Source organism: Pseudomonas sp. PB101, assembly GCF_009764265.1.
GTDB lineage: Bacteria > Pseudomonadota > Gammaproteobacteria > Pseudomonadales > Pseudomonadaceae > Aquipseudomonas.
This window is the reverse complement of sequence record NZ_RWIR01000007.1, coordinates 110,458-131,484: the sequence shown is the minus strand read 5'-3', so window position 1 is coordinate 131,484 and position 21,027 is coordinate 110,458. Positions and strand designations below refer to the sequence as shown.

At 61.1% G+C, this 21,027-nt stretch carries 21 protein-coding genes; 13 read left to right on the top strand and 8 right to left on the bottom strand.

Annotated elements, in window-relative coordinates:
• Positions 1 to 55 precede the first annotated feature (55 nt).
• The 4 genes from EI969_RS02040 to EI969_RS02025 all read left to right on the top strand — a co-directional run bounded on the left by EI969_RS02040 (position 56) and on the right by EI969_RS02025 (position 3,855).
• Entirely contained in the window at positions 56 to 832 is a 777-nt protein-coding gene (locus EI969_RS02040; RefSeq protein WP_150716759.1) for an IclR family transcriptional regulator, read from the top strand.
• Between the two features lie 126 nt (positions 833 to 958).
• Positions 959 to 2,014, top strand: a complete 1,056-nt coding sequence (locus tag EI969_RS02035) for a Gfo/Idh/MocA family protein (RefSeq protein ID WP_160385697.1) — start codon at positions 959 to 961, stop codon at positions 2,012 to 2,014.
• Positions 2,015 to 2,016: 2 nt separating this feature from the next.
• Complete coding sequence (locus EI969_RS02030; RefSeq protein ID WP_160385696.1) at positions 2,017 to 2,832, top strand: sugar phosphate isomerase/epimerase; 816 nt, start codon at positions 2,017 to 2,019, stop codon at positions 2,830 to 2,832.
• A gap of 144 nt (positions 2,833 to 2,976) precedes the next feature.
• A complete protein-coding gene (locus EI969_RS02025; protein ID WP_095965683.1) occupies positions 2,977 to 3,855 on the top strand; it encodes a DMT family transporter in 879 nt (292 codons plus the stop codon).
• A 118-nt stretch (positions 3,856 to 3,973) separates the two neighbouring features.
• Here the strand turns inward: EI969_RS02025 and EI969_RS02020 are convergent, their stop codons facing one another.
• Entirely contained in the window at positions 3,974 to 5,311 is a 1,338-nt protein-coding gene (locus EI969_RS02020) for an MFS transporter (RefSeq protein ID WP_160385695.1), read from the bottom strand.
• Between the two features lie 268 nt (positions 5,312 to 5,579).
• On the opposite strand from EI969_RS02020, the gene quiC reads away from it, so the two are divergent.
• Positions 5,580 to 7,481, top strand: a complete 1,902-nt coding sequence (gene quiC, locus EI969_RS02015; RefSeq protein WP_160385694.1) for a 3-dehydroshikimate dehydratase QuiC — start codon at positions 5,580 to 5,582, stop codon at positions 7,479 to 7,481.
• A 102-nt stretch (positions 7,482 to 7,583) separates the two neighbouring features.
• Positions 7,584 to 8,261 carry a TetR family transcriptional regulator gene (locus EI969_RS02010; RefSeq protein WP_160385693.1) on the top strand — a complete coding sequence of 226 codons (678 nt, stop codon included), beginning with the start codon at positions 7,584 to 7,586 and terminating at the stop codon, positions 8,259 to 8,261.
• Positions 8,262 to 8,367: 106 nt separating this feature from the next.
• Here EI969_RS02010 and EI969_RS02005 read toward each other — a convergent pair whose 3' ends face one another.
• The 3 genes from EI969_RS02005 to EI969_RS01995 form a co-directional block, all read right to left on the bottom strand.
• On the bottom strand, positions 8,368 to 9,222 hold the full coding sequence (locus EI969_RS02005; RefSeq protein ID WP_160385692.1) for a shikimate dehydrogenase: 855 nt from the start codon (positions 9,220 to 9,222) through the stop codon (positions 8,368 to 8,370).
• A gap of 5 nt (positions 9,223 to 9,227) precedes the next feature.
• Entirely contained in the window at positions 9,228 to 9,668 is a 441-nt protein-coding gene (aroQ, locus tag EI969_RS02000) for a type II 3-dehydroquinate dehydratase (protein ID WP_160385691.1), read from the bottom strand.
• 140 nt (positions 9,669 to 9,808) lie between these two features.
• A complete protein-coding gene (locus EI969_RS01995) occupies positions 9,809 to 10,720 on the bottom strand; it encodes a LysR family transcriptional regulator (protein WP_160385690.1) in 912 nt (303 codons plus the stop codon).
• 222 nt (positions 10,721 to 10,942) lie between these two features.
• On the opposite strand from EI969_RS01995, the gene EI969_RS01990 reads away from it, so the two are divergent.
• On the top strand, positions 10,943 to 11,371 hold the full coding sequence (locus tag EI969_RS01990; RefSeq protein ID WP_160385689.1) for a DUF4160 domain-containing protein: 429 nt from the start codon (positions 10,943 to 10,945) through the stop codon (positions 11,369 to 11,371).
• Positions 11,368 to 11,838, top strand: a complete 471-nt coding sequence (locus EI969_RS01985) for a DUF2442 domain-containing protein (RefSeq protein WP_160385688.1) — start codon at positions 11,368 to 11,370, stop codon at positions 11,836 to 11,838. The genes EI969_RS01990 and EI969_RS01985 overlap by 4 nt, the downstream gene beginning before the upstream one ends.
• Positions 11,839 to 11,868: 30 nt before the next feature.
• Here the strand turns inward: EI969_RS01985 and trmA are convergent, their stop codons facing one another.
• Both trmA and EI969_RS01975 read right to left on the bottom strand, forming a co-directional pair.
• Positions 11,869 to 12,948: a tRNA (uridine(54)-C5)-methyltransferase TrmA gene (gene trmA, locus EI969_RS01980; protein ID WP_160385687.1), complete on the bottom strand. Its 1,080-nt coding sequence runs from the start codon at positions 12,946 to 12,948 to the stop codon at positions 11,869 to 11,871.
• Positions 12,945 to 14,240 (bottom strand): NCS2 family permease, encoded by a 1,296-nt coding sequence (locus EI969_RS01975; RefSeq protein WP_110657148.1) that lies wholly within the window; start codon positions 14,238 to 14,240, stop codon positions 12,945 to 12,947. Before EI969_RS01975 ends, trmA begins: the two co-directional genes overlap by 4 nt.
• 223 nt (positions 14,241 to 14,463) lie before the next feature.
• Between EI969_RS01975 and EI969_RS01970 the strand changes: the two genes are divergently transcribed.
• Together EI969_RS01970 and EI969_RS01965 are read left to right on the top strand one after the other, a co-directional pair.
• Positions 14,464 to 14,910, top strand: coding sequence for a DUF4879 domain-containing protein (locus EI969_RS01970; RefSeq protein ID WP_160385686.1), 447 nt, complete (start codon positions 14,464 to 14,466; stop codon positions 14,908 to 14,910).
• Between the two features lie 68 nt (positions 14,911 to 14,978).
• Complete coding sequence (locus EI969_RS01965) at positions 14,979 to 15,530, top strand: DJ-1 family glyoxalase III (protein WP_160385685.1); 552 nt, start codon at positions 14,979 to 14,981, stop codon at positions 15,528 to 15,530.
• A 6-nt stretch (positions 15,531 to 15,536) separates the two neighbouring features.
• Here EI969_RS01965 and EI969_RS01960 read toward each other — a convergent pair whose 3' ends face one another.
• Entirely contained in the window at positions 15,537 to 16,787 is a 1,251-nt protein-coding gene (locus tag EI969_RS01960) for an MFS transporter (RefSeq protein ID WP_033063569.1), read from the bottom strand.
• Positions 16,788 to 17,179: 392 nt separating this feature from the next.
• On the opposite strand from EI969_RS01960, the gene EI969_RS01955 reads away from it, so the two are divergent.
• From EI969_RS01955 to EI969_RS01945, 3 genes are read left to right on the top strand one after another with little or no spacing between them, the layout of a single operon-like run.
• Complete coding sequence (locus tag EI969_RS01955; protein ID WP_160385684.1) at positions 17,180 to 18,616, top strand: cytochrome ubiquinol oxidase subunit I; 1,437 nt, start codon at positions 17,180 to 17,182, stop codon at positions 18,614 to 18,616.
• 3 nt (positions 18,617 to 18,619) lie between these two features.
• On the top strand, positions 18,620 to 19,627 hold the full coding sequence (gene cydB, locus EI969_RS01950; protein ID WP_150716745.1) for a cytochrome d ubiquinol oxidase subunit II: 1,008 nt from the start codon (positions 18,620 to 18,622) through the stop codon (positions 19,625 to 19,627).
• A 27-nt stretch (positions 19,628 to 19,654) separates the two neighbouring features.
• Positions 19,655 to 19,822: a DUF2474 domain-containing protein gene (locus EI969_RS01945; protein WP_080925332.1), complete on the top strand. Its 168-nt coding sequence runs from the start codon at positions 19,655 to 19,657 to the stop codon at positions 19,820 to 19,822.
• A 64-nt stretch (positions 19,823 to 19,886) separates the two neighbouring features.
• On the opposite strand, the gene EI969_RS01940 is transcribed toward EI969_RS01945, so the two are convergent.
• The gene (locus EI969_RS01940; protein WP_160385683.1) at positions 19,887 to 21,011 is read right to left on the bottom strand and encodes a methyltransferase; all 1,125 of its coding nucleotides are present in this window, start codon (positions 21,009 to 21,011) and stop codon (positions 19,887 to 19,889) included.
• Positions 21,012 to 21,027: the final 16 nt, after the last annotated feature.

The window sequence follows — 21,027 nt, the reverse complement described above, 5'->3', positions numbered from 1 at the left end:
TTCGCATTCGACTGGATGTCTTCTAGAATCGAACAAATTTTGTGTGGAAGCGACCATGGCCGGCAGTCAGATCGAACGTGTTTTCAGTGTGCTCGAAAGCCTCACCAGCGACCCTCGTGGCCTGCCCATGCAGACCCTGGCGGAGCAACTGGACATCCCCAAGAGCGCCACCCATCGCCTGTTGGCCGAACTGATCCGCCTCGGTTATGTGCGGCAGAATCCGGATAATCTGCGTTATCACCTCTCGACCAAGCTGGTGGCGATGGGTTTTCGTTATTTGTCGAGCAGCGGTGCCGACATTGTGCAGCCGGTGCTTGATCGCCTGGCGCAGGAAACCGGCGAACTGGTGCGTCTCGGAGTGATCGATGGCGAACGCCAGACCTGGATCGCCAAGTCCCAGGGTGCGCGCTCCGGTCTGCGTTACGACCCGGACATGGGACGAGATGCGCCGTTGTTCTACACAGCCTCCGGACATGCGTGGCTGGCGTGCATGAGCGATGCCGAAGCCTTGTCTCTGGTGGAGCGCCAGGGTGCACAGGTGCCGGAACACGTAGGGCCGAACGCGCCACGCTCCAACATCGAATTGCTCGAACGCCTGCGTCTGGCGCGGGAGCAGGGCTACGCCTGGGTCGAGGAAAGCTCGGCAGTGGGGACCTCAGCCATTGCGGCGGTGGTGCGTCATCCCGCGGATGGACGGGTGATCGGCGTGCTCAGCATTGCCGGCCCGAGCGCACGGATGCCGGGGGCGCGGCTGCATGAGCTGGCGCCATTGTTGTTGGCATTTACCGAGGAGTTGTCGGCGGCGAGTTTGGCGTCGGAGTTGTTTGTCTGAGTCTGGGCAGTTTTAAAGCTGTGCGCTGTTCGAACACTTTCAGGATTGGTCTGTGTAAGAATCTGGAACTCGGTTCTAGATTATTGGAATTCATCGCTCCAATAACACTCACAAGAGGACCGCATCTTGAATTCGCCACTTCGCATCGCCCTGATCGGTGCTGGCAACATGGGCCAGCAGCACTACCAGCACCTGCAATCCCTGACTGAAGCGACGCTGTGCGCCGTGGCCGATCCCGGACCGCAGGCGGCCAGTCTTGCGGCACAATGGGGCGTAGCCTGTTTCGCCGATCATCGTCAGATGCTGGAGCAGGCAAAGCCAGACGCTGTCATCGTCGCCAACCCGAACACGCAGCACGTCGGCACGGCCCTCGATTGCCTGGCGACCGGCGTGCCGGTGTTGCTGGAAAAACCGGTGGGCGTGCACCTGGCTGAAGCCAGGGAACTGGTGGCTGCCTCGAAGGCCAGTGGCGTTCCGGTATTGGTCGGACATCACCGCCGGCACAATCCACTGATCGTCCGCGCCCACGAACTTGTCCACAGCGGCGCACTGGGGCGGTTGACCACGGTCACGGCGCTCTGGCAGTTGCGCAAGCCCGACAGCTATTTCGAAACACCCTGGCGGCGCGAGGCCGGTGCGGGGATGCTGCTGACCAACCTGATCCACGACCTCGATCTGCTGCGGCACTTGTGCGGCGAGGTGCGTCAGGTTCAGGCCATCACCAGCAACGCCATACGCGGCTTTGCCAACGAAGATTGCGCAGCCGTGCTGCTGCAATTCGATAACGGTGCACTGGGCAGCCTGACCGGCTCGGATGCGGTGGCTGCGCCCTGGAGTTGGGAGCTGGATTCCGGGGAGAACCCGGTGTATCCACGTCATCCTGATCAACCGTGCTACCTGCTGGCCGGAACGGCTGGGGCGCTGAGCATTCCGCAGCTTAAACGCTGGCACTACAACGAAGTCGATGGCGGCTGGCATCAACCGTTGCTGACGACCCAGGAAAGCTTCAGTGCCGATGAAGCCCTGCGCCTGCAGTTACAGCACTTCGTGCGCGTTGCCCGTCGAGAGGTCGAGCCGCTGGTGAGTGCCGCCGATGCCGCGCGTACGTTGGCGCTGATCGAAGCCATCCGCGAAGCTGCCGAAACCGGTCGTGCCTGCACGCCATCCCTGATCGAGGAGTGAACATGAGCGAACGCATTTTCTCCCTCGCCAGCCTGACCGTGCTGGAGTTGTCGCCGCCCGAGATGGTCGAGGTCGCCGCGCGGGCCGGCTACAGCCATGTCGGCTTGCGCCTGGTGCCAGCGACCCCTGAGGAACACCATTTTGCCCTGGTGGGCGACAGCGAATTGCGCCGCCAGACCCTGGCGCGTCTGCGCGATACCGGTATCAGGGTGCTGGACGTCGAAATCCTGCGTCTCAAGCCACAGACCGTCGTCGCCGACTTCGAGAAAATCCTCGCAGTGGGTGCCGAGTTCGGCGCCAGTGAGTTGCTGGTGGCCGGCAACGATCCTGACGAACAACGACTGACCGAGCATTTTGCCGAGCTCTGTGATCTGGCTGCACGCTATGGCTTGCACCCGCATCTGGAGTTCATGCCCTGGACCGATGCGCGCAATCTGCAACAGGCGGCGCGTATCGTGGAAAACGCCGGGCGTGAAAACGGTGGTGTACTGGTCGACGCCTTCCACTTCGACCGCTCTGGATCGCGGTTGGAAGAACTGGCCAAGGTTGCCCCCTCACGGTTACGGTATGCACAGTTGTGTGACGTCGCAGGACCACGACCGTCCGATATGGCGGAGATCTTGCGTCAGGCGCGTAACGAACGGCGCTTTCCCGGTGATGGCGATTGTGATTTGCAGGGGTTGTTGCGCGGTTTGCCGGCTGACATACCGTTGAGCCTGGAGATTCCCACCGTGCAGTTGCTGGAGCAGGGTGTGAGTGGATTGGATCGGGCGCGAATGGCTTTGGATAAAACCATAGCGTTGTTGGCGCGTCTGTAATCGGTGCTGCGCACCTATCGCTTGTAGGAGCGAGCTTGCTCGCGATGGACGTGAGGGCGCCGTGTTTGTCCAGGCGGCCATCATCATCGTTGACGATCATCGCGAGCAAGCTCGCTCCTACATGATTTCAAGTAAGGAAACCCAATGACCGTCAGCACTCCGCTTTCCGGCGTCAATCAGCCCTTCAAAGGGATCCTGCTGATCGTTGTCGCAACCTTCCTGTTTTCCAGCCACGACGCCTTTTCCAAATACCTTTCCGGTTTCTATCCCATCGTCATGGTGGTCTGGGCGCGTTACGTGGTTCACACCCTGCTGATGGCCGGGATTTTCCTGCCGCAATCCGGGCTGCGTGTGCTGCGTACCAAACGGCCGTTGCTGCAACTGATCCGGGCGCTGTGCCTGCTGGGCACCAGTCTGTTTTTTACCACGGGGCTGATGTACATCCCGTTGGCCGAAGCCACGTCGGTCAACTTCCTCGCACCGGTATTGGTCACCGCGTTGTCGGTGCCGTTGCTTGGCGAACGCGTGACGCGGGGGCAATGGCTGGCGGTGATTTTCGGTTTCAGCGGGGTGCTGATCATTGTTCACCCGGGCGGAGATCTGTTTACCCCGGCGGTGTTGCTGCCGTTCTGCTCGGCACTGTTTTTCTGCTTCTATCAACTGCTGACGCGCAAGCTCAGCGAGATCGACAGCCCGACCACCAGCAACTTTTTTGCGGGCTTGTGCAACACGCTGGTGATGAGTGCGCTGGTGCCGTTCTTCTGGCAGACGCCGAACCTGGTACACGGCGCGATGATGCTGGCGCTGGGGGCCTGCGGGATGACGGCACACCTGTTCCTGACCCAGGCTTTCCGCCTCGCGGCACCGGCACTGCTGGCGCCGTTCAGCTATTGCCAGATCATCTTCGCCGGCCTGCTCGGCTGGCTGCTGTTTTCCCACACGCCGACACTGACCACCGTGCTCGGCATTGCCGTGATCTGCTGCAGCGGGTTGGCGGCGGCCTGGCAGCAAAGCCGCCGGTAAAAGACCTGTAGGAGCGAGCCTGCTCGCGATGTCCGTTAACGATGACGCGGGTTGTCTGGATGCCCGCGTCGCTCTCAGGATTTTCGCGAGCATGCTCGCTCCTACAGTGCACCGAACTTCAGTCGGTGACGGTCGGAATCTTGCGCGGTGCCATGAAGTACATCCAGGTCAGCGCGATGAAGTACATCGCCGGAATCATGGTGAACAGCACGGTGTAGTTGTTGTTGGTGATGGTCAGGATGTGGCCGACCAACTGGGTCATGAACATCCCGCCAATCGCCGCACACATGCCGCCGAAGCCGAACACCGTACTCATCATGTGCTTGGGCGTGTAGTCCATCACCAGGCTCCAGATGTTCGCGGTCCAGGCCTGGTGCGCGCCGATGGCCAGGGAGATGGCGGCCACCGCGACCCACAGGTTGCTGGAGCCGGCCGCCATGATCACGCCGATGATGCAGCAGGCGAACAGGAACATGGACATCAGTCGCGCCTTGATCGGGTTGACGCCGCGACCGATCAGGAACGAGGAGAGGATGCCGCCGCCAACGCTGCCGAAGTCGGCAGTGAGGTAGATGATGATCAGCGGAATGCCCATCTGGGTCACGTTGATGCCCAGGTTGTATTGCTGGTTGAGGAACGGCGGCAGCCAGTACAGGTAGAACCAGAACACCGGCGCGGTGATCGAGTAGGCGAGGGCGAAAGCCCAGGTGCCACGCATGCGCAGGATCTTCGAGAAGGGTACGCGGGTCTGTTCCGGTTCGACTTCGTTCTGGATGTAGTCCAGTTCCGACTGTTTGACGCTCGGGTGATCTTCCGGGTTGAAGTACTTCAGGCCCCAGAACAGCAGCCAGATCCCGCCCAGTGCCGACATGCACAGGAACGCGGCCTGCCAGCCCCAGACGTGCAGGATCAGCGGCAGCAGCATCGGGGTGAACATCGCACCGACGTTGGTACCGGCGTTGAAAATGCCGGTGGCTACTGCGCGTTCACCGGCCGGGAACCACAGGCGCGTGGTTTTCACGCAGGCCGGGTAGTTGGCGGCTTCGGTCAGGCCGAGGATGAAGCGGCAGACCATGAAGCCGACCGCCGAAGTGGCCAGGCCATGGGCGCCGGTCGCCAGGCTCCAGAGCAGCACGGCGCAGAAGAACACCCGTTTCACGCCGACCCGGTCGATCAACCGGCCTTGCAGCACGAAACCGATGGCGTAACCCACCTGGAACCAGAAGTTGATGTTGGCGTAATCCATCGCCGTCCAGCTCATTTCCTTGGCCAGGATGGGTTGCATCACGCCCAGGGCGGCGCGGTCGATGTAGTTCAGGGTGGTGGCGAAAAACACCAGCGCCAGCATGCCCCAACGGGTTTTGCCGACTGCCATGGCGCCGCGGATTTTGTCGCCGATACCACCGGCAGTGACGCTCATGGCCGGAGCCATGCGTGAGCTTTGGGAAGGAAGCATATGTACCACCCGTTTTTTGAATTTGTTATTTGGTGTTTTGGACATCGCGGCCGGTGCTGCGAGTTCGGACTCAATGTGGGGTCGATGTTGGGCAGTGGACAAAAAATCGTCAATTCGCCAACGACCATTTTGTTCGATAATCGAACACAAAACTAACTGGGTAGTACACTTTGAATTGCCCAATACCTTCGTCAGCTCAATAATCCGCTCACTCTTTTAAAATCGGCGCAAATTCCCTGCAGCCGAAGCCTCCACCGGGAGTCGAAACATGCAGCGTTCCATTGCCACCGTATCCTTGAGCGGTACCCTGCCGGAAAAACTCGAAGCCATTGCCGCCGCCGGGTTCGACGGTGTGGAGATTTTCGAAAACGACCTTCTCTACTACGACGGCAGCCCGCGGGAAATTAAACAGATGTGCGCCGATCTCGGGATCGCCATCACCCTGTTTCAACCCTTCCGTGATTTTGAAGGCTGTCGGCGTGACCGGTTGTCGCGCAACCTGGAACGCGCTGAGCGCAAATTCGACCTGATGCAGGAACTGGGCACCGACCTTGTGCTGGTGTGCAGCAACGCCTCGGCCGACTCCATCGGTGATGAACAGATTTTAGTCGACGATTTGCGCCTGCTGGCTGAGCACGCCGGGGCCCGTGGTCTGCGCATCGGTTACGAGGCGCTGGCCTGGGGCCGGCATGTGAACACGTATCAACAGGTGTGGAACATCGTGCGCCAGGCCGATCACCCAAGCCTTGGCGTGTTGCTGGACAGCTTTCACACCCTGTCGCTCAAGGGTGATCCCAGTGCCATCGCCGAGATTCCCGGCGACAAGATCTTCTTCGTGCAAATGGCCGACGCGCCGATCCTGGCCATGGACGTGCTGGAGTGGAGCCGGCATTTCCGCTGCTTCCCGGGCCAGGGTGAATTCGATTTGCCGGGGTTCCTCGCGCCGATCATCAAGAGCGGCTACACCGGGCCCTTGTCGCTGGAGATTTTCAACGACGGTTTCCGCGCCGCGCCGCCGCGAGCCAACGCCGCCGACGGATTGCGTTCGCTGCTGTATCTGGAAGAGAAGACCCGCGAGCGTCTGGCGCGCGAAGCCAAGCCTGCGGCCAACCCCGAGATTCTGTTCGAAACGCCCAAGGCCAGTGAATACAACGGCATCGAGTTTCTTGAGTTCGCCGTGGACGAAAGCCTCGGCGCCAAGCTCTCCCACTGGCTGGAGCGACTGGGCTTCGTCAAGGCCGGGCAGCATCGTTCCAAGAGCGTGAGCCTGCTGCGCCAGGGCGATATCAACCTGATCCTCAACTCAGAGCCTTACTCCTTCGGCCACAGCTTTTTCGAAGCCCACGGCCCGTCGCTGTGTGCTACCGCTGTGCGCGTCAAGGACAGCGCGAGCGCATTGGCCCGTGCCGTGGCCTACAAGGGCCAGCCCTATCGCGGGCTGGTCGGGCCCAATGAATTGGAGCTGGCGGCAGTGCGTGCGCCGGATGGCAGCCTGATCTATCTGGTGGACCAGGATGCCGATGTCTACGGTACCGACTTCAATCTGCTGGCGGATGCGCCGGTCGGCGGTGGTCTCAAGCGCATCGACCACATGGCCATGGCACTGCCGGCCGACAGCCTCGACAGTTGGGTGCTGTTCTACAAGAGCCTGCTGGACTTCGAGGCCGACGACGAAGTGGTGTTGCCCGATCCGTATGGTCTGGTGAAGAGCCGTGCCTTGCGTAGCCGGGACAGTTCGATCCGCCTGCCGCTGAACATTTCCGAAAACCGCAACACCGCGATCTCTCACGCGCTGTCGAGTTATCGCGGCTCCGGTGTGCATCACATCGCGTTTGACTGTGATGACATCTTTGCCCAGGTCAGCCGTGCCAAAGAGGCGGGGGTGCCGCTGCTGGATATCCCGCTCAACTATTACGATGACCTGGCGGCGCGGTTCGACTTCGACGACGAGTTCCTTAGCGAACTGGCCTACTACAATGTGTTGTACGACCGCGACGCCCAGGGCGGTGAACTGTTCCATGTGTACACCGAGCCGTTCGAGGGGCGATTCTTCTTCGAGATCATCCAGCGTAAAAACGGTTATGCCGGCTACGGCGCGGCCAACGTCGCAGTGCGATTGGCGGCCATGGCCAAATCCCGCAGCGGCGCGTTGCGTCAGGCGAAGTTGTAGGAAATTCGTAAACGCGGGATTAAACGTGGGCCGCGCGGGTTCCCTCACCGTGCCGCGCGGCCCATAATCGCCAGCCTGTGCAGTGATGGCCGTGAGCCCGCAATGACAATGACCTCAGAACTCCCCGCAGCCTCCGTAGAACCCAGCGTCGAGCCGCGCAAGAGTCGTAAGAACAACCCGGAAAAGACCCGCGAAAACATCCTGCAGGAGGCGATCGTCGAATTCGTCCAGCAGGGGCTTTCCGGGGCGCGCGTCGATGCCATCGCCGAGCGCATCCACACCTCCAAGCGCATGATCTATTACTACTTCGGCAGTAAGGAACAGCTCTACGTCGAGGTACTGGAGAAACTCTACGGCGATATCCGCAACACCGAAAATCGCCTGCACCTGGCGGAGCTGGCGCCGGTCGAGGCGATTCGGCGGCTGGTGGAGTTCACCTTCGATCACCATGATCGCAACGTCGATTTCGTGCGCATCGTCAGCATCGAGAACATTCACAACGCCGAGTATGTGAAGCGCTCCGATGCGATCAAGGCGATGAACAACACCATCCTCGATTCACTGGGCGAGATTCTGCGTCGCGGCGCCGAGCAAGGGCTGTTCCGTGCCGGGCTCGATCCGCTGGATGTGCACCTGTTGATCAGTTCGTTCTGCTTCTATCGCGTCTCGAACCGCCACACCTTTGGTGAGATTTTTCAGATAGACCTGCCGGACGAACGCATCAAGCAGCGTCATCGGGAGATGATTTGCGAGTCGGTGTTGCGTTACCTGCAAGCCTGATACAGCTGTGTGAATCGCCTTTGTAGGAGCCGGCTTGCTGGCGATCGCGTCTGCATGATCGCCATCGCCAACAAGCCGGCTCCTACGAATCGGCAAATGTGCCGCTTCAGTCATCCATGCTCTGGAAATGCTCAAGCATTCGCTGGGCATCCGGGACCACGCCGCTGAACAGTTCGAACGCCTTCACCGCTTGGAACACCGCCATGTTGCCGCCGTCCAGTGTTCGGCAACCGAGGGCGCGGGCGTTGCGCAGCAGTTCGGTTTCCAGCGGGAAGTAAACGATCTCCGCCACCCACAATTCGGCCCGCAGCAACTCCACCGGCACCGGCATGCCCGGCAGTTTTTTCATGCCCATCGGTGTGGTGTTCACCAGGCCGTCAGCTTGGGTCATGGCGCTCGGCAGGTCATAGCCGGCCACCGCCCGGCCGACGCCGAAATGCTGATTGAGGTTGTCGGCCAGATCCTGGGCGCGGCGGATGTCCACATCGAAAATGCTCAGCTGTTGTACGCCTTCGCTCAACAACGCGTGGGCTACCGCCGCACCTGCGCCGCCAGCGCCCATCTGTACGACACGCTCAACGGCAACGCCTTTCAAGCCCCGGCGAAAACCCTCGGCAAAGCCCAGGCAATCGGTGTTGTGGCCGATGCGTCTGCCATCCTTGAGCACCACCGTGTTGACCGCACCGATACCGCGTGCCTCTGGCGAGAGTTCGTCGAGCAACGGGATGATCGCCTGCTTGCAGGGAAAGGTGATGTTCAGCCCGGTGAAGTTCATGCGCTCGGCAGCCATCAACAGGTCGGGCAGGGCGTTGCTGTCGAGTTTCAGCTGATCAAGATCAATCAGGCGATACAGGTAGCGCACCCCCTGGGCATCGCCTTCGTGCTCGTGCAAGGCCGGTGTGCGGGAAGCCTGGATGCCGGCGCCGATCAGCCCGGCCAGTACCACGTTGTTCTGAGTCACGGCGATCACCCCTTCAAACGATGGCTGAAGTGTTCCAGCGCCAGGCGGTAGCCGTGACTGCCAAAACCGGCCATCACCGCGGTGGCAATGGCGGATACGAACGAGTGGTGGCGAAAGGCTTCGCGGGCATGCACGTTGGACAGGTGGACTTCGATGACCGGCAGCTCGCTGGCGACCAGGGCGTCGCGGATGGCGACCGAGGTGTGGGTCCAGGCAGCCGGGTTGATCACGATCCCGGCGCAGCGACCACGGGCGGCGTGAATCCAGTCGAGCAATTCGCCTTCATGGTTGGTCTGGCGAAACTCCACCGCCAGGCCGAACTCTTCGGCGGCGCGTGCGCACAGGGACGAAATGTCTGCCAGGGTTTCGTGGCCGTAGGTCGCCGGTTCACGGGTGCCGAGCAGGTTCAGATTCGGGCCGTTGAGCACCAGAACGATAGGGGACATCGGAATCTCTCCACTTATTATTTTTGGAATCGGCCGAGGTTCACGGCCTGTAGAGATAAATTGTACTAACTAGTTAATTCGGTCAATTGGAGAGACGGCACACTGGCGCATTGTGGGCGGTGATCGGACACTTTCTGTGTTTAGCGCGGTAAATGTTCCACCAGAAAATCGATGAACGCCCTCAGGCGCAACGGCACGTGGCGACTTTGCGGGTACAGCAGCGTGAATGGCCGCGAGCGTCCGCCATAGGGCTTGAGCACTTCCACCAGCGAGCCGTCGGCCAATTCATTTTCAACAATAAAACGATAGGTCTGAAACAACCCGGCTCCGTGTTTGGCCAGGGTCACGCCGCCCAGTACGTCATCGGAACAACTGAGGCTGCCCTCGGCCAGAATCTCCCGGGGCAGGCCTTCATCGTTGAACAGCCAGGCAATGCGCCGGCCGCTGCTGGGCAATTCGTACTGAATGCACTCGTGGTGTTCGAGGTCGTCGAGGGTTTGTGGGGTGCCGGCCCGTTTCAGGTAGTCAGGGCTGGCGATCATCACCAGGGCGGCATCTTCCAGCTGGCGGGCGATCAGGCCGGAATCCGGGATGGCTCGCACCCGAATCGCCATGTCGTAGCCTTCGCCGACGAAATCGATGTTGCGATTGCTGATGTGCGACTCGACCTTCACTGCCGGGTAACGCGCCCGAAACTCCGGTAGCAGCGGCAGGATTCGATGATGCGCGTAGGTGGTCGGAATGCTGATGCGCAATGTGCCGGACGGCACTTGCTGTTGGCCCATGACCTCGCGCTGGGCCTCGACCAGTTGCGCCAGCGCCTGGCGACATTCTTCGTAATAACGGCGACCACTGTCGGTCATTTTCACACTGCGGGTGGTGCGCGCGAACAGACGTACACCAAGGCGTTCCTCCATGCGCGACACCGAACGGCTCACGGCAGCGGGGGTGACACCCGCCACCAGCGCTGCGGCGGTGAAGCTGCCAGCCTCGGCGGCCAGGCAAAACAGTTCGATGCTGCCTAACTGAAGATCGTCGAATTGTCGTTGCATGATTGATTACACCGGGGATCAGATGAAGGGGCTGGATCAGTATTTATCAGGTGCCAGCGCCGCAATGAAAGGACTTCTTACCATTTCGCGGGGTGTTTGCCAGACCCGGGAAGCGTCAGGCCACTAGCCTGAGGGGGACGAAATGACTCGGTTGTCACCAGCGGTCGGATTCTCCAGGGGATTTCGAATCCCCTGATTCATTAACCTAACGGATGGGTTAGCATGAAGGTATGCAATTATAAAGGACTGTCGGTAGTGATCATGTTGCGAGACGAGCATTGTCCGCCTCATGCACATGTGGAGGCGGGCACGTGGAGTGCGAGATTCAGGTTCAGCTTCTGGCACAACGGTGTCGAGCTCTGGGATGTTGTTCCGCTTTCACGTCGGCCACCGCTGGCGGTGCTCGAGGGATTGCGCCAATCGCTCCTGCAACCTGCTCATTTGCGGCGTGCCCGGGGCATCTGGTGGCGAAAACTGCAAACGGCTTGTCTCGATAATCAGTTGTGGGACTGGCAAAGCAACGAAGTCGTTGTGGTGAAAAGGGTTGTCAGTACCACCAACATGATTGGGTCGGCGTGTTATGAGCCTGAAACGAACAGGACGCTGCTGTCGCTGATAGGCACACAGGAAGGTGTGGAGATCGAGTTATGAAAACCATAAAAGCCAAGGTCCGGGCCGATAATCCCGTAACGGAAAGCAGCCTGGACAAAGCCATCGAACGTGGCGAATCACGTAGAAAAAACAGCCTGCAAGCGACCGCTGTGACCTACATGGCCCCTTGTCTGGTCGTCGGCTTCGAGGACGGCAGCGGCATATTGTTGCCCATCGCCAACTATGCGGAGTTCGATGATTTTGAGGTCGAGGACTACGCCAGTCTGACTGTCGGCTATGCGGGTACTGCCCTGTGCCATGAAGGCAAGGACCTGCATGTCTCTATCGCCGGGATGATTTCTGCGAGCAAGCCGCTGATGGCCATGGCGGCCTCGGTCGCCGCTTCGCGCAATGGTCGCCAGAGCAGCGCCGCAAAGTCTGAAGCCGCGCGGGCCAACGGCAGGAAAGGCGGGCGTCCGCGCAAGGTCGATGTCGACTTGCAGGTACCCACAAAAAAGCCGTCGTGAAGACGGCTTTTTTGTGCCTGGCAGGAGCTGTCAACGCCGGGTCAGCATCACCCCGGATTCCATGTGATGGGTCCACGGGAACTGGTCGAACATCGCGCACCGGGTGATGCGGTGGGTGTCGTGCAGTTGGGCGATGTTGGCCGCCAGGGTCTCCGGGTTGCAGGAGATGTACAGGATGTTGTCGAAGCGCCGGGTCAGCTCGCAGGTGTCCGGGTCCATGCCGGCACGAGGCGGGTCGACGAACACGCTGCCGAACTCGTAGCTCTTGAGGTCGATGCCGTGCAGGCGGCGGAACGGACGCACCTCGTTCAGGGCTTCGGTCAGCTCTTCGGCGGACAAACGCACCAGGGTGACGTTATCCACAGCGTTTTCGCTGAGATTGCTCAGGGCAGCGTTCACCGAGGTCTTGCTGATTTCGGTGGCCAGCACTTTGCGCACGCGGGTGGCGAGCGGCAGGGTGAAGTTGCCGTTGCCGCAATACAGCTCCAGCAGATCGTCAGAGCGATCGCCGAGCGCATCGTACGCCCAGTTGAGCATCTTCTGGTTCACCGTGCCGTTGGGCTGGGTGAACGCGCCTTCGGGCTGGCGATAGCTGAAGGTGCGACCGCCGACTTCCAGCTTCTCGACCACGTAATCGTGACCGATGACTTCGCGCTTGCCCTTGGAACGGCCGATGATGCTGACGTTCAGGTCGGCCGCCAGTTTCGACGCCGCCGCATGCCAGTGTTCGTCCAGCGGGCGGTGATAGCACAGGGTGATCATCGCGTCGCCGGCCAGGGTGGTCAGGAACTCCACCTGGAACAGCTTGTGGCTCAGGGGGGCGCTGGCTTGCCACGCGGCCTTGAGCTGCGGCATCAACTGGTTGATGCGCAGGCTGGCGATCGGGAACTCTTCGATCAGGATCGGCGTGCGCTTGTCTTCCTGGGAAAACATCGCGTAATGACGCTCGCCGGCCTCGCGCCACAGGCGGAACTCGGCGCGCAGGCGGAAGTTTTTCAGCGGCGAATCGAAAACGGCTGGCTCGGGTGCATCGAACGGGGCCAGCAGGTCACGCAAGCGCGTGACCTTTTCTTCGAGCTGAACGGCGTAGGCCTGGGAATCAAAAGTCATGCGTTGAACCAACCCAGCTTGATCACGAACAGAATCGACAGGATCACCAGCGCCGGGTTCAGCTCACGGCCACGACCGGACATCAGCTTGATGGCGGTCCAGGAAATGAAACCGAAGGCGATGCCATTGGCGATGGAATAAGTGAACGGCATTGCCAGCGCGGTGATGACCACCGGCGCGGCAACGGTGATGTCGTCCCAGTCTATTTCGGCCAGGCCGGATGTCATCAGCACGGCGACGAACAGCAGGGCCGGCGCGGTGGCGAAGGCCGGAACGCTGGCGGCCAGTGGCGAGAAGAACAGCGCCAGCAGGAACAGGATCGCCACCACGACGGCGGTCAGGCCGGTGCGGCCGCCGGCACTCACGCCGGCTGCGGATTCGATGTAGCTGGTGGTGGTCGAGGTGCCCAGCAGGGAACCGGCCATGGCCGCGGTGCTGTCGGCGATCAGCGCGCGGCCCATTTTCGGCATATGGCCGTCCTTGCCCATCAGGCCGGCGCGCTTGGCGACGCCGATCAGAGTGCCGGAGTTGTCGAACAGATCGACGAACAGGAAGGCAAAGATCACGCTGACCAGACCGATGTCCAGCGCGCCCTTGATGTCCAGTTGCAGGAAAGTCGGGGCCAGCGATGGCGGCATCGACATCACGCCGCCGAACGGGGTGAAGCCCATCACGATGGAAATGATGGTCACCACCAGGATGCCGATCAGCACCGCGCCGCGCACGGCAAGGGCTTCGAGGGCGACGATCAGGGCAAAACCGAGTGTGGCGAGGATTGGGGCCGGTTGTTTCAGGTCACCGAGGCCGACCATGGTCGCCGGGTTGCTGACCACGATACCGGCGTTGTGCAGGGCGATCAGCGCCAGGAACAGGCCGATACCGGCGGCAATCGCCGATCGCAGCGGCAGCGGGATGCTGTTGATGATCCATTCACGGATGCGGAAGATCGACAGCAGGAAGAAGCAAACGGCCGAGATGAACACCGCCCCCAGCGCCACTTGCCAGGTATGGCCCATGTGCAGGACGACGGTATAGGTAAAGAAGGCGTTCAGACCCATGCCCGGTGCGAGGGCGATCGGGTAGTTGGCGATCAGGCCCATGACTGTCGAGCCGATGGCGGCGGCCAGGCAGGTGGCGACAAACACTGCGCCCTTGTCCATGCCGGTCTCGCCGAGGATGCTCGGGTTGACGAACAGAATGTAGGCCATGGCCAAAAAGGTCGTGACGCCCGCCAGAATCTCGGTCCGCACGTTGGTGTTATGTGCCTTGAGTTGAAACAGCCTTTCCAGCATGTCTGCTCCCCGTGGCGCGCCGGGCGCCGTGAATGTATCGACCTCAACAGCAAAGCACAGACCGCAGAACACGCCTGGAAATTACTGTGGGCCGGAAAAAGCCGCGCATCATACCAGTAGCTTGGGAATATGGGGGCTTATGGCGGTGATCGTCGTCGATGTTTTGCGACAAAGCCAAGTGCGCCATACTGCGCGCTGGTTTTTCTGGGTGGATGGGTCCTGCATGATAAAGCGTCTGGTTGCCGCCTTCGGAGTATCGATGGCGTTGTTTCTCGGGGCTCACACGGCCGTGGCGGCCTCGGCGCCGCCACTGACGCAATTGAAGGTGCTGAAAGTCGCGTCGCCGTCCTGTGGTGTCGAGAACATCGAAGAAGGGCAAACCCAGACACGCTGCGATCACAACGGCCCGAACATCACGGTGTACGTGCTGGAAGTGGGTTACGGGCGTGAGGCCCATGTCGTCCTCGACGGTGTCGAAGTGAATGGCACCCGCACACCGGTCTGCGCGTTCAAGAACGGCAACCTGACCAGTTGCACCCCGGGGGAGAAAACCGTCGGCTATTTGTATGCCCTTGACCTGGCGGGCAAGCAGCAAGGCACGTTGACCTTCAGCAATACCTCGATCAACGCACCCGGCAACTCCCTCTCGACGCAGCTTTATATCAAGTAGCCACAGGTCCTGAACAAGGGGCAGGAAAGCTGACTACGCTTAAAAGATCATTCCGTGGACAGTGCCTGATGACTTTTAGAGCCTTGATTGCCCTCGCCGAGGGCACCGACGACCTGCAAACCGTGACCCTGATCGACGTACTGCGACGCGCCAAAGTGGAAGTGGTGGTGGCCAGCATCGAAGGGCGGCGCATGCTCACCTGCGCCCGCGGCACTCGGCTGACGTCCGATGCCATGCTGGTGGACTTGCTGGCGCAGCCCTTCGACCTGATCGCCTTGCCGGGTGGTGCGGTGGGTTCGCAGCACCTGGCGGCACACCAGCCCCTGCAGCAGTTGATCAAGGATCAGGCAGCCGCCGGTCGTCTGTTCGCCGGCATCGCCGAAGCACCCGCGGTGGCGCTGCAGGCCTTTGGCGTTTTGCGTCAGCGGCGCATGACCTGCCTGCCGTCTGCCAGCCATCAACTGTCGGGCTGCACCTTTGTCGATCAACCGGTGGTGGTCGACGGTAATTGCATCACCGCCCAGGGCTCGGCTGGCGCATTGGCGTTTGCCCTGGCGCTGGTGGAGCAACTCTGCGGCAAGGCCGCACGAACGGCGGTGGCGGGGGAGTTGCTGGTCTAGATAACGTCAGGCTTTCGCTTCTTCCTTCTCTTCATCCTTAGCCACGTGCATGCGATCGCGGCTGGCCAGTGTCGGGAACAGTTTGACCCACACCCCGGTCACCACCAGCGTGCCGATCCCGCCCATGACCACGGCTGGCACGGTGCCGAACCAGTGGGCGGTCAGGCCCGATTCGAACTCGCCCAACTGGTTCGAGGCTCCGATGAACAGGCCATTCACGGCGCTGACCCGGCCGCGCATTTCGTCCGGGGTTTCCAGTTGAACGAACGAGGCACGGATCACCATGCTGATCATGTCTGCCGCGCCCAACACCACCAACACCGCCAGGGAAAACCAGAACGAGGTCGACAGGCCGAAGGCAATGGTCGCCACGCCGAAGATGCCCACGGCGGTAAACATCACCCGCCCGACATTGCGCTCCACGGCAAACCGCGCCAGGAACAGCGACATCAATAGCGCACCCACCGCCGGTGCCGAGCGCAACAGGCCCAGTCCCCACGGGCCGGTCAGCAGAATGTCCTTGGCGAACACCGGCAGCAACGCCGTCGCCCCGCCTAACAGCACCGCGAACAGATCGAGGGAGATCGCCCCGAGAATGTCCGGACGACTGCGGATGAAGCGAATGCCCGCCAGCAGTGAATCCAATGTGGCCTTGCCCTTGTTCAGCGGGGTTTGCCGGGCGGGCAGGTTCAGCATCAGCGAACAGGCGATGACATACAGCAGCACCGTCGGGCCATACACCCAGACGCTGCCGAAGGCATAGAGCAAACCGCCGAGGGCCGGGGCGACGATGGTTGCCGATTGCTGGGCCGATTGCGCGGCAGCCACCGCACGGGGAAACAGCGCGCTGGGCACGATGCTTGGCAGCAGGGCCTGGGTGGTCGGCATTTCAAAGGAACGGGCGGCACCGAGCAGGAAGGCCAGGATGAAAATCATTTCCCGGGTGACATGGTCGGTCGCGCTGCCGATGGCCAGCGACAGGGCGATCAATGCCTGCAGGGACTGGCAGATCGCCGCCACCTTGCGCCGGTCATAGCGGTCGGCGACGTGCCCGGTGTGCAGCATGAACAGCACGCGCGGAGCGAACTCGACCAGGCCGACCAGACCCAGGTCGAGCACGTTGCCGGTCAACTGATACAGGTTCCAGCCGATGGCCACGGTGAGCATCTGGAAGCCGCTGGCGGTAAAGACCCGGGCCAGCCAGAACGCGAGAAAAGGGCGGTGGTGACGTAACAGCAAGGGCTCTTGGCTGGGCATCTGCGGGGAATCTGGGGAAAGGGGAGCGTCGAGATTATCACCAACCTGTAACAGGAAGTTGCCATGACAAAAAATTTAGTTAGCCAGACATCGATTTACTTGGCGCTCCCACCGGGAATGTGTTGCTGCCTATGACAAAGGTCGTGAGGCAACTTGTCACGCGGCAAAAGACCACGCGGTTCATCCCCGAAATTGGGACTACTCTTTCATCGTTGATTGATCCAGATCAAAACCCACAAAAGGAATTGATCCGGCGGCCGCAAGGCCAGACTCCCTGCGTTGTGATGCGTGCAAAAAAAAGAACAAACAGAGCATCGCCACACTCCATATCCGTGGGGGCCGTGGGTGCAGGCTTCCAGCCAGCAGCCGTACTACCTGACAGAGGAAGACTTATGTTCGGTTTAGAGGCACTTGATCTCGCCCGAATTCAGTTCGCGTTCACCATCTCGTTCCACATCCTGTTTCCGGCCATCACCATCGGCCTGGCGAGTTACCTGGCGGTACTCGAAGGCCTGTGGCTGAAAACCCATAACGATACCTACCGTGACCTCTACCATTTCTGGTCGAAGATATTTGCCGTCAACTTCGGCATGGGGGTGGTTTCCGGCCTGGTCATGGCCTATCAGTTCGGCACCAACTGGAGCCGCTTTTCGGACTTCGCCGGCTCCGTGACCGGGCCGTTGCTGACCTATGAAGTGCTCACGGCGTTCTTCCTCGAGGCGGGGTTTCTCGGCGTCATGCTGTTTGGCTGGAACAAGGTCGGGCGCGGCCTGCACTTCTTCTCCACCGTGATGGTGGCCATCGGTACGCTGATCTCGACCTTCTGGATCCTGGCCTCCAACAGTTGGATGCAGACCCCGCAGGGGTTTGAAATCGTCAACGGCCAGGTCATCCCCACCGACTGGCTGGCGATCATTTTCAACCCGTCGTTCCCGTATCGCCTGATGCACATGGCCACGGCGGCGTTCGTTGCCACGGCCTTCTTCGTCGGCTCCTCCGCGGCCTGGCATTTGCTGCGCGGCAAGGACAACCCGGCGATCCGCAAAATGCTTTCGATGGCCATGTGGATGGCCTTGATCGTCGCGCCGATCCAGGCCGTCATCGGTGATTTCCACGGCCTCAACACGCTCAAGCATCAGCCAGCGAAAATCGCCGCGATCGAAGGCCACTGGGAAAACAAGGGCGACGAGGCCACGCCGCTGATCCTGTTCGGCTGGCCGGACATGAAGGAGGAGAGAACCAAATTCGCCGTCGAGATCCCGTACCTGGGCAGCCTGATCCTGACTCACTCGCTGGACAAGCAGGTGCCGGCGCTCAAGGAGTTCCCGCCTGAGGACCGGCCGAATTCGACCATTGTGTTCTGGTCGTTCCGGATCATGGTCGGCCTGGGGTTCCTGATGATCTTCACCGGTCTGTGGAGCCTGTGGCTGCGCAAGCGTGACACCCTCTACACCTCGCGGCCGTTCCTGTACCTGGCGTTGTGGATGGGGCCATCGGGCCTGATCGCGATCCTCGCTGGCTGGTTCACCACCGAAATCGGCCGTCAGCCGTGGGTGGTCTACGGCCTGATGCGCACGGCGGATGCGTCGTCCAACCATAGCTTCATGCAGATGAGCATCACCCTGATCCTGTTTGTCGTGGTCTATTTCGCGCTGTTTGGCGCCGGTCTTGGCTACATGATGCGCCTGGTGCGCAAGGGGCCGAAGATCGACGAAGGCAAGGAAACCAACGACGGAGGCCCGGGCCAGAAACGCACACCGGCCCGTCCGCTGTCCGCCGCCGACGACGATCACGCCGAAGCCGGCAACAGCCTGACCAAGGAGATTTGAATCATGGGTATTGATCTTCCGCTGATCTGGGCCGTGATCATCATCTTCGGCATCATGATGTACGTGGTCATGGACGGTTTCGACCTGGGCATCGGCATTCTCTTCCCGTTCATTCCGGGCAAGACCGATCGCGATGTGATGATGAACACCGTCGCCCCGGTCTGGGACGGCAACGAGACCTGGCTGGTGCTGGGCGGCGCGGCATTGTTCGGCGCGTTTCCGCTGGCCTATTCGGTGGTGCTCTCGGCGTTGTACCTGCCACTGATCCTGATGTTGATCGGGTTGATCTTCCGCGGCGTGGCGTTCGAGTTCCGCTTCAAGGCCAAGGACGACAAACGCCACCTGTGGGACAAGGCCTTCATCGGTGGCTCGGTCACTGCGACGTTCTTCCAGGGCGTTGCGCTTGGCGCGTTCATCGATGGGCTGCCGGTGGTCAATCGGCAGTTCGCCGGTGGTTCACTGGACTGGCTGACACCGTTCACGATGTTCTGTGGCGCGGCGCTGGTGGTGGCCTATGCGTTGCTCGGTTGCACCTGGCTGATCATGAAGACCGAAGGCAAGTTGCAGGAACAGATGCACGACCTGGCACGGCCATTGGCCTTCGTGCTGTTGGCGGTGATCGGCATCGTCAGCATCTGGACCCCGTTGGCCCACACGGATATCGCCGCACGCTGGTTCACCATGCCGAACCTGTTCTGGTTCATGCCGGTGCCGATCCTGGTCTTGGTGACGATGTACGGCCTGATCCGCGCGGTGGCACGCAACGCGCATTACACGCCGTTCCTGCTGACCCTGGTGCTGATTTTCCTCGGATACAGCGGTTTGGGCATCAGCCTGTGGCCGAACATCATCCCGCCGTCGATTTCGATCTGGGACGCCGCTGCGCCGCCGCAAAGCCAGGGCTTCATGCTGGTGGGCACGCTGTTCATCATCCCGTTCATCCTGGGCTACACCTTCTGGAGCTACTACGTGTTCCGCGGCAAGGTCACCCATGAGGACGGCTATCACTAGCCTGCTGCTAACCCGGAGAATTGATTCATGCCTGGCAAACACACCTTGCACGACATTGAAGAAGCCGAAAAAAAGCCGCTGTGGCAGCGGCTCGGCTGGTTGGCCCTGATCTGGGTCGGTAGCGTGGGCGCCTTGTTCATCGTCGCCAGCCTGATGCGCCTGTTCATGAACGCGGCCGGCCTGACCACGCACTGACATCCTTCCCGTAGCCCCAAGGCACGGATTTACGACCCTCCGCACGGAGGGTTTTTTTTGCCTGTTACTTGCGCGCCTTGAGGATCACGAATTTCGGATTGGCTGCCACTTGCTCGACGCCACGGAACAGGCGCGCGAGCTTGCTGTGGTAACCCAGGTGACGATTGCCGACGATGTACAGCGCGCCGCCCACGACCAGCGCTTCGCGGGCCTGCTGGAACATCCGCCAGGCCAGGAAGTCGCCCACCACCTGTTGCTGGTGAAACGGTGGGTTGCACAGCACGATGTCGAGCGATTGTGGTTCCTGGCCGGCCAGGCCGTCACCGGCACGCACGGTCACTTCCCGTTCACCCAGTGCTGCGCGCCAGTTCTCGGAGGCCGATTGCACGGCCATGAACGACTCGTCCACCAGCGTGTAGTGGGCCTCGGGGTTTTGCAGGGCGTTGGCGATGGCCAGAACACCATTGCCGCAACCGAGATCCGCGACCCGTGCCGCACCGAGATTTTTCGGCAGGTGTGGCAAAAACGCCCGGGTACCGATGTCCAGGCCTTCGCGGCAGAACACATTGGCGTGGTTGAGCAGTTCGATAGCCGGTTCGTCGAGTTTGTATCGGCTCGGGTAAGGCGATGCTGCAGGCGTTTTGTCCTCGGCCTTGGCAATCAACAGCCGCGCCTTCTTCACTGCCAGCGAGGCTTGCACAGGGCCGACGTAACGCTCCAGCAAGTCGCCCGCCGCCCGGGGCAGATGCTTGATCATGGCCGCGGCGACCACTTGGGCGCCGGGCGCCAGTTGGCCTTGCAGGCGGATCAGTTGTTCCTCCAGCAGCGCCAGGGTTTTCGGTACACGGATCAGCACCCGGTCGAACGGCCCGACAGGGGCCTCGCTGGCGGGGACGCTCGACACCGCATCAAACGCCAGGCCGTTGCGCACCAGGTTCTTTTCCAGGCCCTGGAATGCCAGGAACGAATCACCACTGCTGACCACCCGCACCTTGCCCGCCAGGCTGGCCGCCAGTGCGCCGAAACTGTCGTTGAGCACCAATACCCGCGTGTCAGCCGTGGGCTGCTGTTCGGCCAGGTAATCGAGCAGGTATTCATCGGCCGCATCGAAAGCCTGCAGCGGTTCATTCTGCTGTTCTGGCTGGCGGATCAGGTCGAGGCTGGCGAAGGGCGTTTCGAGCAAAGGCATGGGGCGGGGCTCTGGG

What these genes read in the sequence shown, in the direction of transcription:
- EI969_RS02040 (WP_150716759.1), top strand. Translation starts at nt 56, where the DNA reads ATGGCCGGCAGTCAGATCGAACGTGTTTTCAGTGTGCTCGAAAGCCTC.
- EI969_RS02030 (WP_160385696.1), top strand. Translation starts at nt 2,017, where the DNA reads ATGAGCGAACGCATTTTCTCCCTCGCCAGCCTGACCGTGCTGGAGTTG.
- EI969_RS02025 (WP_095965683.1), top strand. Translation starts at nt 2,977, where the DNA reads ATGACCGTCAGCACTCCGCTTTCCGGCGTCAATCAGCCCTTCAAAGGG.
- EI969_RS02020 (WP_160385695.1), bottom strand. Translation starts at nt 5,311, where the DNA reads ATGCTTCCTTCCCAAAGCTCACGCATGGCTCCGGCCATGAGCGTCACT.
- quiC (WP_160385694.1), top strand. Translation starts at nt 5,580, where the DNA reads ATGCAGCGTTCCATTGCCACCGTATCCTTGAGCGGTACCCTGCCGGAA.
- EI969_RS02010 (WP_160385693.1), top strand. Translation starts at nt 7,584, where the DNA reads ATGACAATGACCTCAGAACTCCCCGCAGCCTCCGTAGAACCCAGCGTC.
- aroQ (WP_160385691.1), bottom strand. Translation starts at nt 9,668, where the DNA reads ATGTCCCCTATCGTTCTGGTGCTCAACGGCCCGAATCTGAACCTGCTC.
- EI969_RS01995 (WP_160385690.1), bottom strand. Translation starts at nt 10,720, where the DNA reads ATGCAACGACAATTCGACGATCTTCAGTTAGGCAGCATCGAACTGTTT.
- EI969_RS01990 (WP_160385689.1), top strand. Translation starts at nt 10,943, where the DNA reads ATGAAGGTATGCAATTATAAAGGACTGTCGGTAGTGATCATGTTGCGA.
- EI969_RS01985 (WP_160385688.1), top strand. Translation starts at nt 11,368, where the DNA reads ATGAAAACCATAAAAGCCAAGGTCCGGGCCGATAATCCCGTAACGGAA.
- trmA (WP_160385687.1), bottom strand. Translation starts at nt 12,948, where the DNA reads ATGACTTTTGATTCCCAGGCCTACGCCGTTCAGCTCGAAGAAAAGGTC.
- EI969_RS01975 (WP_110657148.1), bottom strand. Translation starts at nt 14,240, where the DNA reads ATGCTGGAAAGGCTGTTTCAACTCAAGGCACATAACACCAACGTGCGG.
- EI969_RS01970 (WP_160385686.1), top strand. Translation starts at nt 14,464, where the DNA reads ATGATAAAGCGTCTGGTTGCCGCCTTCGGAGTATCGATGGCGTTGTTT.
- EI969_RS01965 (WP_160385685.1), top strand. Translation starts at nt 14,979, where the DNA reads ATGACTTTTAGAGCCTTGATTGCCCTCGCCGAGGGCACCGACGACCTG.
- EI969_RS01960 (WP_033063569.1), bottom strand. Translation starts at nt 16,787, where the DNA reads ATGCCCAGCCAAGAGCCCTTGCTGTTACGTCACCACCGCCCTTTTCTC.
- EI969_RS01955 (WP_160385684.1), top strand. Translation starts at nt 17,180, where the DNA reads ATGTTCGGTTTAGAGGCACTTGATCTCGCCCGAATTCAGTTCGCGTTC.
- cydB (WP_150716745.1), top strand. Translation starts at nt 18,620, where the DNA reads ATGGGTATTGATCTTCCGCTGATCTGGGCCGTGATCATCATCTTCGGC.
- EI969_RS01945 (WP_080925332.1), top strand. Translation starts at nt 19,655, where the DNA reads ATGCCTGGCAAACACACCTTGCACGACATTGAAGAAGCCGAAAAAAAG.
- EI969_RS01940 (WP_160385683.1), bottom strand. Translation starts at nt 21,011, where the DNA reads ATGCCTTTGCTCGAAACGCCCTTCGCCAGCCTCGACCTGATCCGCCAG.